The following is a 16,693-nucleotide window of genomic DNA, read 5'->3' on the forward strand; positions in this document are numbered from 1 at the left end:
ATGGAAATGGAACAGTTTTATTACGACAACAAAATTGTAAAAAAATTCATTTACGCCACCATTCTTTTTGGAGTTGTGGGTATGTTAGTGGGGCTGACCCTGGCGGTTATGTACCTTTTTCCCAATATTACAGATGGGATTTCATGGCTTAGTTATGGTCGTTTAAGGCCTTTACACACAAACGCCGTTATTTTCGCCTTTGTTGGGAATGCTTTTTTTGCAGGTATGTATTATTCAATGCAAAGATTACTAAAAGCCAGAATGTTTAGTGACTTTTTAAGTAATCTGCATTTTTGGGGCTGGCAGTTAATCATTGTCGCCGCAGCCATCACATTACCATTAGGATATACTTCTTCGAAGGAATATGCAGAACTTGAATGGCCTATTGATATTGCTATAGCGTTAATTTGGGTTGTAATGGGAATTAACATGATAGGAACCATGCTGAGTCGTAGAGAGCGTCATTTATATGTAGCAATTTGGTTTTATCTGGCAACATTTGTAACAGTTGCTGTATTGCATATCTTCAACAATATTGAAATTCCTGTTTCAGGATTAAAAAGTTACTCCGTATACGCTGGTGTACAGGATGCATTAGTACAATGGTGGTATGGACATAATGCGGTTGCATTTTTCTTAACAACGCCATTTTTAGGATTGATGTATTACTTCGTTCCTAAAATTGCAAATCGTCCTATTTACTCTTATAGACTATCTATTATTCACTTTTGGTCTTTAATTTTTATCTATATCTGGGCAGGGCCTCACCACTTACTATATTCAGCATTACCAAACTGGGCCCAAAATTTAGGTGTCGCATTTTCAATAATGCTTATCGCTCCATCTTGGGGAGGTATGATCAACGGACTTTTAACTTTAAGAGGTGCGTGGGATAAAGTTCGTGAAGAACCAGTTTTGAAATTCTTTGTAGTAGCCATTACAGGTTACGGAATGGCGACTTTTGAAGGACCAATGTTATCGCTGAAAAATGTAAATGCTATTGCGCATTATACAGACTGGATCGTTGCACACGTACACGTAGGTGCTTTAGCATGGAACGGATTTATGTCATTTGCCATTATTTACTGGTTGATTCCACGAATGACTAAAACAGCATTATTCTCTAAAAAATTAGCAAACTTCCATTTTTGGATTGGTACCCTTGGTATTATTGTATATACAATTCCTTTATATGTGGCTGGTTTTCAACAAGCATCAATGTGGAAACAATTTAATCCAGACGGAACTTTAACTTACGGAAACTTCCTTGAAACTGTAACTGCAATTATGCCAATGTATTGGATGAGAGCAATTGGAGGTAGTTTGTATCTAATAGGAATGCTGACATTGGTATACAACATTATCATGACAGTTAGAGCTGGTGAAACAATCGAAGATGAATTAGCACAAGCTCCGGCATTACAAAAAATCAGCAGTAATAGATTAAGTGGAGAAAGATTCCATTCATGGTTAGAAAGAAAACCAATTCAGTTAACCATTTTGGCTACAATCGCTATTTTAATTGGAGGAGTTATTCAGATCGTACCAACGATTATGGTGAAATCTAATATTCCAACTATTTCAAGTGTAAAGCCATATACACCATTAGAACTTGAAGGACGTGATTTATATATCAGAGAAGGCTGTGTGGGCTGTCACTCACAATCAGTTCGTCCGTTTAGAAGTGAAGTGGAACGTTATGGACCTCAGTCAAAAGCAGGAGAATTTGTTTACGATCATCCATTCTTATGGGGATCAAAACGTACAGGTCCAGACTTGTTAAGAGTAGGAGGTAAGTACAATGATAACTGGCACTTTAACCACATGTGGAATCCGCAAAGTACATCTGCAGGATCAATTATGCCGGGTTATAAATGGTTATTTGATAATAAACCTTTAGACATTTCATTGACTCAAAAGAAAATGAACGTAATGATTTCACTTGGAGTTCCTTATTCGGCAGAAGAAGTTGCAAACGCACAAAAAACTTTAAGAACTCAGGCGGTTAAAATTGAGAAAAGTTTAGAAAATGATCCTGACTTTGTAAAAAGTTATGAAAAAAGCCGTGAAAAAGCAGCTGCAACAGGTGAAAAATTCATTCCTATGAATGAAAGAGAAATTGTCGCTTTGATTGCTTATATACAAAGACTTGGTACTGATATTAAAGTAAAAGAAACTAAATAACAGCATTATGTTTGAACAAATAAAACACAATATGGAAACGATATCGGGTGTAGAAATTTACCCGATACTTTCCCTCTTGATCTTCTTTTTCTTTTTCGTAGGATTAGGCATTTGGGTGTTCTCTTATAAAAAAGATAAAATTCAGGAAATGAGTAATATACCTTTAGAAGAAGGGCAAGTTATAATCTCAAAAGATAGATAAAAATGAAAAAGTTTTTCCCAGTATATGTTAGAGTACCGCTGATTTTCTTCATCGTATTCGCTTTGATGGAATATTGCATAGATTCAGGCGACAGACCTGCTTTTATAAAATACCCAATGGTATCTGTCTTTTTACTTGTTTTTCTGTTTATTTTAGTTGCGATCGAAGTTACACTTACTGCTGTAAACAAGGTAATGTATCAACTATTGTCGCCAGAAGAAAAAGCAAAATTAGATTACGAAAATAGTTTAAGTCTTCAGGAAAGCACTTGGTTCAAAGAATTAATGCATAAGCTTACTAAGACAGAACCAATGTCTAAAGAAGCTGATTTATTGATGGATCATGATTATGACGGAATCAAAGAGCTTGATAATAATTTACCACCGTGGTGGGTTTACTTATTCTATATCTGTATCATTTTTGGAGTAATCTATGTAGTCCGTTACGATGTTTTAGGAGCCGATGATCAGGAAATGGAACTTAAAAAAGAAATGGCACAAGCTAAAATTGATGTCGAAGAATACTTAAAAACCGCTCCGGATTTAATGGATGAAAAAACGGTTGTTTTACTAACTGATGATGCAAGTTTAGCAGAAGGAAAAGAAATTTTCGCAATGAATTGTGCAGCCTGTCACAGAGCAGATGCAGGAGGGCAAATTGGACCTAACTTAACAGATGATCATTGGATTTTAGGTGGAGGAATTAAAAATGTATTCCACACTATTACCAATGGTGGACGTGATGGAAAAGGAATGGTTTCCTGGAAAACAAATGGTATGAAACCAAAAGAAATTCAAAAAGTGGCGAGTTACATTTTATCACTGCAAGGATCAAATCCAAAAGATCCAAAAGCACCGGAAGGAGAAGTTTGGGTAGACGAAAGTGCGCCTAAAACAGATGCAGCAGCGACAAAAAAAGATACCACAGCAGTTAAAAAATAATTAGAATATCATGTCAAATTTACCAGACGAAGCTTTTAGAGATACCATTGGAACTATAGATGAAGGTGGTAAAAGGAAATTTATTTTTCCAAAGAAACCGTCTGGTAAATTTTATGATTACCGAAAAATTGTCAGTTACATTTTATTGGCAATTTTGATAATAAATCCGTTTATAAAAGTAAACGGAAACCAGTTTATGATGTTCAATATTATTGAACGTCGTTTTAATATTTTCGGCTTCCCTTTTTGGCCGCAAGATTTTTACCTCTTTGTAATTTCAATGCTTATTGGCGTTGTCTTTGTACTTTTATTTACCGTTGTTTTTGGCCGAATATTTTGCGGATGGATTTGTCCGCAGACCATTTTTCTTGAAATGGTTTTTCGACGAATCGAATATTGGATTGATGGCGACCGCGGTTCACAATCCCGCTTGGCAAGACAGGAATGGAACGCTGAAAAAATCAGAAAAAGATTGACTAAATGGACGATTTTCTTTTTGATCTCTTTTGGAATTGCAAATATTTTTCTGGCTTATTTAGTGGGAAGTGATTCTTTACTATTAATGGTGGAACAAGGTCCAATTCAGCAGGCGAGTAATTTTATTGCACTACTTATTTTTACCGGAGTTTTTTACTTTGTTTTTGTCTGGTTCCGTGAACAGGTTTGTATAATTGCCTGTCCTTACGGAAGGCTGCAGGGCGTTCTTTTAGATAATAAATCTATAAACGTTGCGTACGATTTTGTGAGAGGAGAAAAAGAAGCGGGAAGAGCAAAATTCAATAAAAAAGAAGATCGAGCTTCAACCGGAAAAGGAGATTGTATTGACTGCCTTCAATGTGTTCATGTCTGCCCAATGGGAATTGACATTAGAAACGGAACTCAGTTAGAATGTACAAACTGCACCGCATGTATTGACGAATGCGATCATATAATGGAAAGTGTAGGATTGCCAAAAGGTCTTATTCGTTACGCATCAGAAGATGAAATCGTTAAAAAAGAACCTTTTAGGTTTACTGCCAGAATGAAAGGTTACAGCGCCGTTCTTTTCATTTTATCAGGTATTTTTGTTGGAATGCTATTTTTAAGAACAGATGTTCAGGCCGTTATCCTGCGATTACCAGGACAGCTTTTTCAGCATAAAGGAGATAAAATAAGTAATGTTTATACTTATAAAATTGTCAACAAAACCATGAAAGATTATAACGATATTCATTTTGAATTAATCGATCAGAAAGGTGAAATTAACAATGTAGGGAAAGAGCATTTTAAAGTGGCAAAAGAAGCTATTTCACAAGGAACTTTATTTATCGAAATAGATGAAGTTTTACTGGAAAGTGATAAAACGAATGTAAAAATTGGTGTGTATAACGGCAAGGAACTGCTGGAAACAACCACTACAAATTTCTTAGGGCCACGAAGTTTTAATTAAAAAATACAGTATTATGAAAATTAATTGGGGAACCGGAATTGTCATTGCATTTGCTTTGTTTATGACGTTTATACTATACTTTGTTTTTGAAGTACAATCGAATAGTAAATATGACAACGACTTGGTTGTAGAAGAATATTACAAACACGACACCCATTTTCAGGAAGAAATGGCCAGAATTCAAAATGCACATGATTTACAGCATAAACCTTCAGTAAAGTTTGAAGAAGATGGTGTAAAAGTTACTTTTCCTGCCACTTTTGAAAGTGATAAAATAAAAGGAAATATTTTGTTGTACCGACCTTCAAACAAGAAATTCGATTTTAATACAGAAATTGTTTTGACTAATTCTTCATTATTAATTCCGCATAAAAAACTAATCAAAGGTCGTTGGGATGTTAATATGGAATGGCAGTATGAAGGGAAAAAATACCTGACAAAAGAAGTTATTTACGTAAAGTGATTTAGTCTTTTTTGCGTAAAGTTTAGTCCCTACGGGGCAATAGAAGTACTCGACTATTTCTTTTCTACCGATATTTTATCTCTACTAGATATGTCCAGTTAGGAACAACTCATCGGTAATAATAAATGATTTATAAAATAGATTATTAGTTATATAGTAAAAAACATGCTCCGTTAGGAGCAACATATGGGGAGAAATAAAGCATATCGATAATGTAAAATGTCCCGTAGGGACTATACGTTAATATTGATTTAGCTTTTGGGCAAAATGTTTAGTCCCTACGGGACAATAGAGTATTCGAGTATTTTCTTTTTTACCGATATTTATCTCTACGAGATATGTTTGAATAATATGCTGCGAAGGAAAATATCGCTAATTAATTTCAATAAAATCTGCTCCGTTAGGAGCAACATATCGATAGAAAAAAACATATCGATAATATGTAAATGTCCCATAGGGACTAAAGGTATTTTATATATTCTCTTTTATCGATATTAAATTTTACGAGATATGTTCCGTTAGGAACAATTCATTGGTAGAAAAAAAATGTAATATCCCACAAAAAAGTGTCCCGCAGGGACACATGATAATCGAAAATTCATCAATAAAAATCAATAAAAATGTTATTTTCAGCATTCATATTAGGTCTTATCAGCAGTCTGCATTGTGTTGGCATGTGCGGGCCAATTGCTATGATGCTTCCAGTTGATTATCGAAATGAAGCTAAAAAAGTAACACAGATTATAACGTATCATTTAGGAAGATTAACCGCTTACTCAGCAATTGGTTTAATCTTCGGATTACTGGGAAAAGGTTTTTTCTTAGCAGGAATGCAGCAAAAAATGTCTATTTTTATTGGTATTGCAATGATTTTAATTGCTCTGATACCTGAAAAAGTATTCGCCAAATACAATTTCTCAAAACCCGTTTACAGAGTTATTTCAAATATAAAAACAAGTTTAGGAAGCCAGTTTAAAAAGAAAAGCTACAAATCTCTTTTTACAATTGGTTTGTTAAACGGATTCTTGCCATGCGGAATGGTATATGTTGCTTTATTTGGAGCAATCGCTATGCAGAGTGCCGGCTTTGGAATTTTGTATATGTTATTGTACGGATTAGGAACTATTCCGTTAATGACAGTTGTAGTTTACGTCAATTCATTATTAAAATTACCATTTCGAAGTAAAATTCAAAAAGCAATTCCCTATGTTGCCGTTATAATTGGAGTATTATTTATTCTAAGAGGTTTAGGTTTAGGAATTCCCTATTTATCTCCTTCAAATATGAGTTTGTTTGTTCAGGGAACTCCTAATTGTCATTAAACTGTCATCGAAAACAAGTTTGTTTCCGGTGATTTTCTTTTTAAATGTAAATCAAAAGCCATACAAATATTACGGACAAACGGTCTTCCGGCTTCAGTGATTTTGATTCTGTTTTCTTCAATTACAATTAATTGATCGTTCTCTATTTCTTTCAGGTCCATTAAAACTTGAGGCAATTCTTTAAAATATAAAGAATTTTTACTCCAGGAAGTTTCAAGCTCGCATGTTAAATTCAAAATATGTTTTCTAATGATAAGATCTTCATCAGTTAAAATGTGACCTTTTACAACCGGAAGCTGATCCCATTCTAATAACTGATAATAATCTTCCAAATTTTTAGTGTTTTGTGCAAAACCATACCAGCTGTCGCTGATTGAAGAAACACCTAAACCAATCATAAGTTGTGTTTTTGAAGCACTATAACCCATAAAATTTCGATGCATCTTTTTGTTGTGCGCAGCATGAAATAAACTGTCTGAAGATAAAGCAAAATGATCCATTCCAATTTCATTATAACCATTGGTTGAAAGCAATTGTTTGCCAATTTCATAAAGCTGTCGTTTTTCAGCATCTTTTGGAAGATTTTCATCGTTGAATCCGCGTTGTCCATTTCCTTTAATCCACGGCACGTGAGCATAACTGTAAAAAGCCAGTCTATCTGGTTTTAAGGAATTTGTTTTCTCAACGGTATCAACAACATCATCTAATGTTTGAAAAGGCAATCCAAATATAATATCGTGCCCGATAGATTTATAACCAATTTCTTTTGCCCAAAAAGTAACCTTCGCAACATTATGAAAAGGCTGAATTCGATTAATGGCTTTCTGTACTTTTTCTGAATAATCCTGAACACCAAAACTCACTCGGCGAAAGCCCAAATCATATAATTTTTTGAGTTGCTCGTAAGTTGTATTATTAGGATGTCCTTCAAAACTAAATTCATGATTTTCAGCTTTATTAGCAAAACTAAAAATACCATTTATAAGATGTTCCAAGTTATTGGTTGAAAAAAAAGTAGGCGTTCCTCCGCCTAAATGTATTTCTTTAATAAAAGGTTTTTCGGGCAGTTGTTTACAATACAAACTCCATTCTTTTAAAAGAGCCTGAATGTATTTTTCTTCAACAGAATGATTCTTTGTAATTCGTTTGTTGCATCCGCAAAAGGTGCACATGCTTTCGCAAAAAGGAAGATGAATATAGAGACTAATTCCATTTTTTGAATTGCTTTCGGCAAATGCTTTTTGAAAAGATGTTTTCCATTCTCCAACTGTGAAAGCGGTCTCATTCCAATAAGGAACCGTAGGATAACTAGTGTATCTTGGGCCAGGTACATTGTATTTCTGGGTCAATGAAATTTTCATAAAGACGGATTTAGTTTATATCAAAATTACTGTTTGAACCACAGACATAAAATGACAAATATCATGTATGAGACAAAAAAAAGAGACTCATAAAGAGCCTCTTTCTACTGAATTAAATAACTAACACTAAATAGAATCCTGAATGATTTTAAGCCATTTTTTCGCAAACATATGATCCTGATAGGCGCTTATTTGTTTGATGCGGTCATCATCAAAATCATAGAATGGAATTGTAATTTTTTTAGAAGTTTCTCTATCCTGAAATTCATAATCAATTTTTACAATTGTATCTGAGTTTCCTTCTGTAGTTAAAACTAATTTGCAAGATGAAACACTTTTCAAATCGACATAAGTTGATTCTTGTTGATTTGGATTGAAGTTCATCAAAATAAACTTTCTGTTTTTTTGATCGATCGTTAACGTTTTATTGCTTTGAGATTCAGTCAAATCAAATTCCTGAGGATTATTTGGATTGAATTTTTTCTTGATGTCTAAAATTTTTGTTTTGTTTGCTTTGCTCGATCGTGCTGAAAAATATATGGGAATGGCTACTATGACCGCAATCACAATACCAATTATGGTTACACTTGTTTCCATGTTTCTTTTTTAAAATTTGGTAAATAATATGAAATAGTAAACAGTTTCGGGATAGAAACGGTTTAATTGCTGGTGAAGAATTGCTTCGCCAGATTAAAATTTCAAAGTTTAATTACCAGAAAAAATGGAAGGCATAGAGCATTAATGAGATTTTTTTGCTCTGTGCAGGAAATGGGTTTGTAAAGTTAAAGGCTGATTTTATTACTTTATGCTGTGGAACAACTATAAGTAAGGAATCAAACCATTTAATTGACGCGAGATGATCTGTCTTAATATTTGCCGCAAAGTGATAACTTCCCTGTGGCTGAATAAATGCTGATGAATCTGCGGTTTCTTTAGAGAAATTGGTATCCGTTTTTTGGGTTTCCGCTTTTTGCACAGGAAGTTCGTTTGCCTGAGCGGCAAAAAGTCCTATGATCAAAAGTGATACAAAAAGTATGGTTTTACGAATCCAATTCATTGTGGCGAATTTAGTTCATAAAACACAATAAATAAAATTTTAAGTGCTAATTACTTCTTAAAAATGACTTTAATATTTTATCCTCAACTTTTAAAAGTTGAGGATAAAATATTTTTATTGCTGCATTTTAAAATAATAATCGGCTGAATGTTTTCCTCCTCCGTAAAATAAGAAGAAGATGCAAATGAGTAAAACTACAATTGCAAGAATTAAGCTTTCAGAATGCATGTGTCCCATAAAGTTTACGAGAACAGCTCCAAATAGTATTGGTAATTGAGCTGCAATTGCCCAGCGGGTAAGTAGCCCAAAAACAATCATTATGCCTCCAATCATGTGCGCCGGTGCGATATAATGCAGAAGAAACATTCCGCCTCCGAACCGATCAATTGGAGATATTAAATCATGTAAATATTGAACGTTTGTTACAAAAGAAACTCCTTTCATAAATAAAAAAACACCCAATATTATACGTACTAAATCTACTGGTAAATAAGTATGGGCATTTGCCCACTTATTTAAGCTTTTGACATTTTCCATGATACTACGTGATTAAAAATTATATATATAAAGTTACTAATTTTTAATGATATACTTAATTTAAGTATCTGAAAATAAGTTTTTTACTATTTATTTAACACGTTATCTATAATTGTGGAATATTAAACCTGAATTACGCCAAGATTAAATGGTTTTTGAATAGGGGCATGGTTGGCAGCTTCGATTCCCATTGAGATCCATTTGCGGGTATCCAGCGGATCGATAATTGCATCTGTCCATAATCTTGATGCGGCATAATAAGGCGAAGTCTGCTCGTCGTAACGTGCTTTTATTTTGTTGAATAGTTCTGTTTCTTTGGCTTCATCGACAACTTCTCCTTTTGCTTTAAGCGAAGAAGCTTCGATTTGTGCTAAAACTTTGGCAGCCTGCGTTCCGCCCATAACAGCAAGTTCTGCACTTGGCCACGCAAATATTAATCTTGGGTCATAGGCTTTTCCGCACATAGCATAATTTCCTGCTCCATACGAATTCCCTACAATAACAGTAAATTTTGGTACAACCGAATTACTTACGGCATTTACCATTTTGGCACCGTCTTTAATAATTCCGCCATGTTCTGATTTTGAGCCTACCATAAATCCGGTAACGTCTTGCAAAAATACTAACGGAATTTTCTTTTGATTACAGTTTGCAATAAAACGGGTTGCTTTATCAGCACTGTCAGAATAAATTACACCGCCAAACTGCATTTCACCTTTTTTGGTTTTTACCACTTTACGCTGATTGGCTACAATTCCAACTGCCCAGCCGTCAATTCGGGCATAACCCGTAATTAACGATTGACCATAACCGTCTTTATAAGCTTCAAATTCTGAATTATCGACTAAACGGTTGATGATTTCCATCATATCGTATTGTTCGTTTCTCGCTTTTGGTAAAATTCCGTAAATGTCTTTTGGTTCTAAAGCAGGTTTTTCAGCTTTGATTCGGCTGTATCCCGCTTTATCAAAATCGCCAATTTTATCGACTATATTTTTGATTTTATCTAAAGCGTCTTTATCATCTTTAGCTTTATAATCTGTAACTCCGGAAATTTCGCAATGTGTTGTTGCGCCGCCTAAAGTTTCATTATCAATAGTTTCTCCAATTGCAGCTTTAACCAAATAACTTCCAGCAAGGAAAATACTGCCCGTTTTATCTACAATTAAAGCTTCATCACTCATAATTGGCAGATATGCACCTCCGGCAACGCAGCTTCCCATGACGGCAGCGATTTGCGTTATTCCCATACTGCTCATTTGAGCATTATTTCTAAAGATGCGTCCGAAATGTTCTTTATCAGGAAAAATTTCATCCTGCATTGGCAGATAAACTCCGGCGCTGTCTACTAAATAAATAATAGGAAGTCTGTTTTCCATTGCAATTTCCTGTGCACGCAGGTTTTTTTTACCTGTAATAGGAAACCATGCACCAGCTTTTACGGTAGCATCATTAGCAACGACAATACATTGTTTCCCTCTTATATATCCTATTTTAATAACAACTCCGCCGGAAGGGCATCCGCCATGTTCAGCGTACATTCCTTCTCCGGCAAAACCGCCAATTTCAATATTTTCTGAATTTTCATCTAATAAATAAGCGATACGCTCACGAGCCGTCATCTTTCCTTCGGCATGTAGTTTTTCGATTCGTTTTTCGCCGCCGCCTAGTTTTACTTTGGCAAATTTTTGTTTTAGTTCTGAAAGTAATAGTTTATTGTGATCTTCGTTTTTATTGAAGTTTAAATCCATGATATAATATTGATTTTACAAAATAGTGTTGGCTAATTTACAAAATCCATTGAAATAAACCGATTGCTTTGTGAATTAAGAAAAAGTTTATAAGTTTTTTATTTAAACACATAGAAACATAGGATTTATAGTTTAAAGAAGGGGGTAAAAAGAAACTAGTTTCTAACACATAGCTTAATTAAACAATTGAAATGCCTTTTCATGCTTGCTGAATTTATGTTTCTATGTGTTAAAACTAATTACACCAATTATTTTTCTTTAATTTGCTTTTTCATACTAACTAGTATTTTTTATGTCTAAAGCTGCAAATACCCGACTTACGATTCTCCATAAAGCATTTGAATTAATCTATACCAAAGGTTATCAAACCACAAGTATTGATGAAATTATTGCAACAACTCAAGTTACAAAAGGCGCTTTTTATTACCATTTTAAAACTAAAGATGAAATGGGAATTGCGATTATAGAAGAAATTCTAAAACCGACTATGCAGGAAAATTTTATAAAACCAACTGAAGCTTCTCAAAATCCAGTTGAGGATTTTTATAATATGATTTCGTATTTATTACTCGAAGATCCTTTTTTGCAGGTAAAATATGGCTGTCCGGTTGGAAATCTTACACAGGAAATGACGCCCTGGAATAATAGGTTTAGTGAAGCTTTGGCCGAATTGGTCGATTTATGGAAAAAGAAAATTATAAATTCAATAGAAAAAGGGAAAGAATCGGGTTTGATTCGCAAAGATGTAGTGAGTGAACAAGTCGCTTTTTTTATCCTTTCCGGTTATTGGGGAATACGAAATTTTGGAAAACTTCAAAATGATAATTCGTCTTATCTTGTTTATTTAAAGGAGCTTAAAAGCTATTTGAATGGTTTGAAATAAAAATATATTTAAAACATACTACTTAGTATGTTTTTAAATATATTTGCATTGTCTTAATCAAAAAACAATGTATCAATCTCTTTTAGTATGCCATTCTTTTATAAGATGGTTCGTATTGGTAAGCTTGTTATATTCTATTTATACAGCTTACAAAGGTTATTCTCAAAAACTTCCTTTTACCAAGAAAGATAACCTCATCCGGCATTGGACGGCTACAATTGCTCATATTCAGCTTATTTTTGGAATATTAGTTTATGTGCAAAGCCCGATTGTGAAATATTTCTGGAAGAATTTTAAAGAAGCGGTTCAAAATTTAGATGCTTCGTTCTTCGGGATTATTCACATTGCCTTAATGTTAATCGCAATAGTTTTCATTACAATTGGTTCGGCTTTAGCCAAAAGAAAACTTGTTGATGATCAAAAATTCAGGACGATGCTTTTATGGTTTTCTGTCGCCTTACTAATTATTTTTATTGCCATTCCGTGGCCATTTTCACCTCTTGCAAACCGACCTTATTTTAGATAATTATGAAAAATTTACTTCAAACAAATACCGGAAGATTACGAATTATAGGATTTCTGGAAGGAACTTCACTTTTGATTTTGCTTTTTATAGCAATGCCAATGAAATATATTTTTGAAATGCCATTTTTAACGAGACCAGTTGGAACAGTTCATGGTGCTTTATTTCTGCTTTTTATTTTTAATACATTGAGCGTTGGAGTAGAGCAGAACTGGAAATTTAAAGACACAACATGGAAAGTACTTTTGGCCTGCGTGATTCCGTTTGGAACTTTTTACATTGATTCTAAAATTTTAAGTAAAATTCAAAACCATTAGTTATGATTTTTGTATTCAAAACAAATGTTGATAATATTTCGAAAGTGGAGAAGGTTACACCAAAACTGAATCAGTTATTTCCTAACTCAAAATGGAATTTTGATCTTGAGGATTGCGATAATATTCTAAGATTTGAATGTAAAGATGATATTATCGAAAAGGTAATTTTTTTAATGAAAGTAATTGGCTTTGAATGTGAACCTTTATAAAAACAAAAAACATCCGTTGCAGCGGATGTTTTTTTATATAAACGATTGCGTATAATTAATTTAAACACATAGAAACATAGATTTTGTTTCTCTAAAAAGGCGTTTCACTTGCATTAACAAACATAGCTATGTGTAATGATGTGTCATTTATTTAATCTCTAACAAATTGAAACGATATAAATCTATGTTTCTATGTGTTTAAAAATATTTAGAATTGCAGATTATTTTTTAGGAGCGCAAACCATTCGTTTTAGCATTGCCCATTGTTTTAAAGCATCACGAGCTTCAACAGCCGGATAACCTAACATTGTTTTTCCTGCAGGAACATCTCCGGTAACACCAGATCCGGCACCAATTACAGCTCCGTCGCCAATAGTGGTATGATCTTTAATAGAAGCACTTCCGCCAATGATAACACCATTTCCTAAAGTTACAGAACCTGCTAAACCACTGTTTCCAGCCATAATACAGAATCGGCCTAATTTACTGTTATGTCCAATTTGAACTAAATTGTCAATTTTACAGCCGTCTCCAAGAATTGTTGAACTGAATTTTCCGCGGTCAACGCAAGAATTTGCTCCAATTTCAACACCGTTACCAATGATTACATTTCCAATTTGCGGAATTTTCACTAAGCCTTTTTCAGAACAAGGACGAAATCCAAAACCATCAGCACCAATTGTTGCATTTGGATGAATGATACAATCACTTCCAATATGACAACGTTCACGAACAACTGTTCCAGACCAAATAATAGTGTTTTTTCCAATAGTACATTCATCCAGAATAGTAACATTTGGGTAAATTACCGCATTGGCACCAATTTCAACTTTTGGTCCAATATAACAGCCGGCACCAATTTTAGCACCTTCGCCAATAATTGCTGTTTCGTCTATAGTAGCTGTTTTATGGATGTTATTATGAAAAATTGGAGTAGGCGGGGCAAAAAGGGCAAGAATTTGCGACATGGCTAAATCGGCATTTTTCACTTTAATAAAAGCGCGATTTTCTCCAGGTTCAATAGAAATGTCTTCGTTTACGACAGCAATTGAAGCATTTGAGGTCGACCAGTACTTTTCATATTTCTTATTTCCTATAAAAGAAATTTCTGAAGTTGTAGCTTTTTCTAATTGCTCTGTTGCGGTAACGCTCTGTGAAGTAGTGCCGTAAATTACACCATTAATTACTTCATTAATTTCTTGAATTGAATACGATCTCATTGACAAATTTTATTCGACTTAGGGTTAATTTTCGTCAAATAAAATAAAATAGATTTTAATTACCTAATAAAATTTTTATGTTTCTTAATAATTATTTAAAATAGAAGTCTAAATATTACAAAATTAACATTTTAACTATTAATTTTTTGAAGGTTTTTTAATGAATTGAATCATGGCTGTTATATTTTCGGATGAATTATCTTAAAAACTGATTTCAGAAAAAAAATATATTTATTTGGTAAGTAATGATTTACATTTGTTTTGTTAATTGTTTCTCTTTGTGGATATTAAAAAAAAGCGATTCACTTTAAAAAGGAATCGCTTACTGAATTTATTCTTTAATTTTCGATAGAGAAACTGCGTTAATGCAGTATCGTAAACCGCTTGGTTCTGGTCCGTCTGGAAAAACGTGCCCTAAGTGCGCATCGCACACATTGCAGACAACTTCAACACGAATCATTCCGTATGATTTGTCAGCATGATACCCAATTGCATTTTCTTTAATTGGCTGAGTAAAAGATGGCCAGCCAGTTCCTGACTCAAATTTTTCGTTTGCATCAAAAAGAACCGTTCCGCAGCATTTACACTCGTAAATTCCGGGATCAAATAAACTACATAATTCAGAACTAAAAGATCTTTCAGTTCCTTTTAAACGTGTTACCTGATATTCTTCCGGAGTTAAAAGCTGTTTCCATTCTTCTTCCGTTTTCTCCACTCTTTTTTCCGGAGCCGGATTTCCTTTATTTGTAAAATGAATTACATCTGCCCATTTTATCATGATCTTTTCTTTTTAGTTTAAGGTTTCATGTTTCACGTTTCAAGTTTACTGTGACTGTAAACCGAGACTGAACACTAAAAACTGAATACTGAATACTGAACACTGTGACTTATTCCTCCTCCTTCTGTCCCATCATCATTAAAAATGCTTTTAGGAAAGGATCGATATTACCATTCATTACACCGTCGACATCGCTGGTTTCATAACCTGTACGAACGTCTTTTACTAATTTATAAGGCTGCATTACGTAATTACGAATCTGCGAACCCCATTCGATTTTCATTTTTCCGGCTTCAATATCAGCACGCTGTGCTTGTTGTTTTTTTAACTCAATTTCATACAATTGAGAACGAAGCATTTGCATAGCACGCTGTCTGTTATCTTGCTGTGATCTTGTCTCAGAACACTGAATCTGGATTCCGGTTGGTTTGTGAACTAATTGGACTTTCGTTTCAACCTTATTCACGTTCTGCCCTCCGGCACCACTTGAACGAGATGTTGTAATTTCGATATCGGCAGGATTAATGTCAATTTCGATACTATCATCAACAAGCGGATAAACATAAACAGATACAAACGAAGTATGACGTTTGGCATTACTGTCAAAAGGAGAGATTCTAACTAAACGGTGAACACCATTTTCTCCTTTTAAGTATCCAAAAGAATAATCACCTTCGAATTCTAAAGTTACCGTTTTTATTCCGGCAACCTCACCTTCCTGAAAGTTAAGTTCTTTTATTTTATAGCCATAACTTTCGCCCCACATCATGTACATACGCATCAGCATTCCTGCCCAGTCGCAGCTTTCAGTTCCGCCGGCACCTGCAGTAATCTGCACAACAGCACTTAAACTGTCGCCCTCGTCAGAAAGCATGTTTTTGAATTCGATGTTTTCTATATGACTTTGCGTAGTATCATATTGTTCGTCTAATTCATCTGCAGAAAGTTCCCCTTCTTTATAAAAATCATAAGCCAGCTGTAGTTCATCTGTAAGCGTTACAGCTTTGTCATAATCCTCAATCCATTTTTTCTTATTTCGAAGATTTTTTACGATGTTTTCTGCTTCTTTGGCATTATTCCAAAAATCAGGCGCAAAAGTTTTTTCTTCTTCGTTTGCAATTTCGATTAGCTTGGCATCAACGTCAAAGATACCTCCTCAACGCACCAAGGCGCTCCACAATACCTTTTACTTGTTCGGCTGTTGTCATAAATTAATAAGTAGTTTTATTTGTTTTTTGCAGATATTACGTTGGTTTATTCAAAAAACCAATGCGTAATTTCGTTATACAAAAATAAGATTTAGTTTTTAGAATACAGCATTAAATTATGATACAAAATAAGATAAACTCTAAAAGGCCTTTTAAGGAGATAGAATTGTTTTTGAAAACGAGAGATCAATTTTTGAAATTATTAATGCTAGTTTTATATGTTTTTTATAAATATTACGTTAATTTGGTTCTAAGTAATTCACAAGTTAAAATTTATTAAAACTTGGGATTAATAACAAACAGTAATA

18 protein-coding genes are annotated in these 16,693 nt (G+C 33.9%); 10 read left to right on the forward strand and 8 right to left on the reverse strand.

The window, feature by feature from the left end; genetic code table 11:
* The 6 genes from ccoN (at position 1) to APR43_RS05180 (ending at position 6,541) form a co-directional block, all read left to right on the forward strand.
* Positions 1–2,184: a cytochrome-c oxidase, cbb3-type subunit I gene (gene ccoN / locus APR43_RS05155; RefSeq protein WP_053473607.1), complete on the forward strand. Its 2,184-nt coding sequence runs from the start codon at positions 1–3 to the stop codon at positions 2,182–2,184.
* Between the two features lie 7 nt (positions 2,185–2,191).
* On the forward strand, positions 2,192–2,386 hold the full coding sequence (locus APR43_RS05160; RefSeq protein WP_053473606.1) for a CcoQ/FixQ family Cbb3-type cytochrome c oxidase assembly chaperone: 195 nt from the start codon (positions 2,192–2,194) through the stop codon (positions 2,384–2,386).
* Positions 2,387–2,388: 2 nt separating this feature from the next.
* Positions 2,389–3,327, forward strand: a complete 939-nt coding sequence (locus tag APR43_RS05165; protein ID WP_053473605.1) for a cbb3-type cytochrome c oxidase N-terminal domain-containing protein — start codon at positions 2,389–2,391, stop codon at positions 3,325–3,327.
* A gap of 10 nt (positions 3,328–3,337) precedes the next feature.
* Entirely contained in the window at positions 3,338–4,756 is a 1,419-nt protein-coding gene (ccoG, locus tag APR43_RS05170; protein ID WP_053473604.1) for a cytochrome c oxidase accessory protein CcoG, read from the forward strand.
* A 13-nt stretch (positions 4,757–4,769) separates the two neighbouring features.
* Positions 4,770–5,219: a FixH family protein gene (locus tag APR43_RS05175; RefSeq protein WP_053473603.1), complete on the forward strand. Its 450-nt coding sequence runs from the start codon at positions 4,770–4,772 to the stop codon at positions 5,217–5,219.
* Between the two features lie 620 nt (positions 5,220–5,839).
* Positions 5,840–6,541, forward strand: a complete 702-nt coding sequence (locus APR43_RS05180; protein WP_053473602.1) for a sulfite exporter TauE/SafE family protein — start codon at positions 5,840–5,842, stop codon at positions 6,539–6,541.
* Here APR43_RS05180 and hemN read toward each other — a convergent pair.
* The 5 genes from hemN to APR43_RS05205 all read right to left on the reverse strand — a co-directional run bounded on the left by hemN (position 6,538) and on the right by APR43_RS05205 (position 11,247).
* Positions 6,538–7,902, reverse strand: coding sequence for an oxygen-independent coproporphyrinogen III oxidase (gene hemN / locus APR43_RS05185; protein WP_053473601.1), 1,365 nt, complete (start codon positions 7,900–7,902; stop codon positions 6,538–6,540). The genes APR43_RS05180 and hemN overlap by 4 nt on opposite strands.
* 126 nt (positions 7,903–8,028) lie before the next feature.
* Positions 8,029–8,499: a hypothetical protein gene (locus tag APR43_RS05190; RefSeq protein WP_053473600.1), complete on the reverse strand. Its 471-nt coding sequence runs from the start codon at positions 8,497–8,499 to the stop codon at positions 8,029–8,031.
* A gap of 112 nt (positions 8,500–8,611) precedes the next feature.
* Positions 8,612–8,959 (reverse strand): hypothetical protein, encoded by a 348-nt coding sequence (locus APR43_RS05195; protein WP_053473599.1) that lies wholly within the window; start codon positions 8,957–8,959, stop codon positions 8,612–8,614.
* Positions 8,960–9,073: 114 nt separating this feature from the next.
* Positions 9,074–9,496: a DoxX family protein gene (locus APR43_RS05200; RefSeq protein ID WP_053473598.1), complete on the reverse strand. Its 423-nt coding sequence runs from the start codon at positions 9,494–9,496 to the stop codon at positions 9,074–9,076.
* Between the two features lie 122 nt (positions 9,497–9,618).
* Positions 9,619–11,247 carry an acyl-CoA carboxylase subunit beta gene (locus tag APR43_RS05205; protein WP_053473597.1) on the reverse strand — a complete coding sequence of 543 codons (1,629 nt, stop codon included), beginning with the start codon at positions 11,245–11,247 and terminating at the stop codon, positions 9,619–9,621.
* A 292-nt stretch (positions 11,248–11,539) separates the two neighbouring features.
* Between APR43_RS05205 and APR43_RS05210 the strand changes: the two genes are divergently transcribed.
* From APR43_RS05210 to APR43_RS05225, 4 genes are all read left to right on the forward strand, one after another.
* Complete coding sequence (locus tag APR43_RS05210; protein ID WP_053473596.1) at positions 11,540–12,130, forward strand: TetR/AcrR family transcriptional regulator; 591 nt, start codon at positions 11,540–11,542, stop codon at positions 12,128–12,130.
* Positions 12,131–12,197: 67 nt separating this feature from the next.
* Entirely contained in the window at positions 12,198–12,656 is a 459-nt protein-coding gene (locus tag APR43_RS05215) for a hypothetical protein (RefSeq protein ID WP_053473595.1), read from the forward strand.
* Positions 12,657–12,658: 2 nt separating this feature from the next.
* Positions 12,659–12,970 (forward strand): DUF3817 domain-containing protein, encoded by a 312-nt coding sequence (locus APR43_RS05220; RefSeq protein WP_053473594.1) that lies wholly within the window; start codon positions 12,659–12,661, stop codon positions 12,968–12,970.
* Positions 12,971–12,972: 2 nt separating this feature from the next.
* On the forward strand, positions 12,973–13,179 hold the full coding sequence (locus APR43_RS05225; RefSeq protein ID WP_053473593.1) for a hypothetical protein: 207 nt from the start codon (positions 12,973–12,975) through the stop codon (positions 13,177–13,179).
* Positions 13,180–13,400: 221 nt separating this feature from the next.
* On the opposite strand, the gene lpxD is transcribed toward APR43_RS05225, so the two are convergent.
* From lpxD to prfB, 3 genes are all read right to left on the reverse strand, one after another.
* A complete protein-coding gene (gene lpxD / locus APR43_RS05230; protein ID WP_053473592.1) occupies positions 13,401–14,399 on the reverse strand; it encodes a UDP-3-O-(3-hydroxymyristoyl)glucosamine N-acyltransferase in 999 nt (332 codons plus the stop codon).
* 331 nt (positions 14,400–14,730) lie between these two features.
* Positions 14,731–15,177: a peptide-methionine (R)-S-oxide reductase MsrB gene (gene msrB / locus APR43_RS05235; protein WP_053473591.1), complete on the reverse strand. Its 447-nt coding sequence runs from the start codon at positions 15,175–15,177 to the stop codon at positions 14,731–14,733.
* 109 nt (positions 15,178–15,286) lie between these two features.
* A protein-coding gene (gene prfB, locus APR43_RS05240; RefSeq protein WP_108422250.1) for a peptide chain release factor 2 occupies positions 15,287–16,385 on the reverse strand; the annotation gives its coding sequence in 2 pieces (ribosomal slippage) (positions 15,287–16,321 and positions 16,323–16,385; 1,098 coding nt in all).
* Positions 16,386–16,693: the final 308 nt, after the last annotated feature.

It is taken from the genome of Flavobacterium sp. NLM (genome assembly GCF_002210235.1).
GTDB classification, from domain to species: domain Bacteria; phylum Bacteroidota; class Bacteroidia; order Flavobacteriales; family Flavobacteriaceae; genus Flavobacterium; species Flavobacterium panici.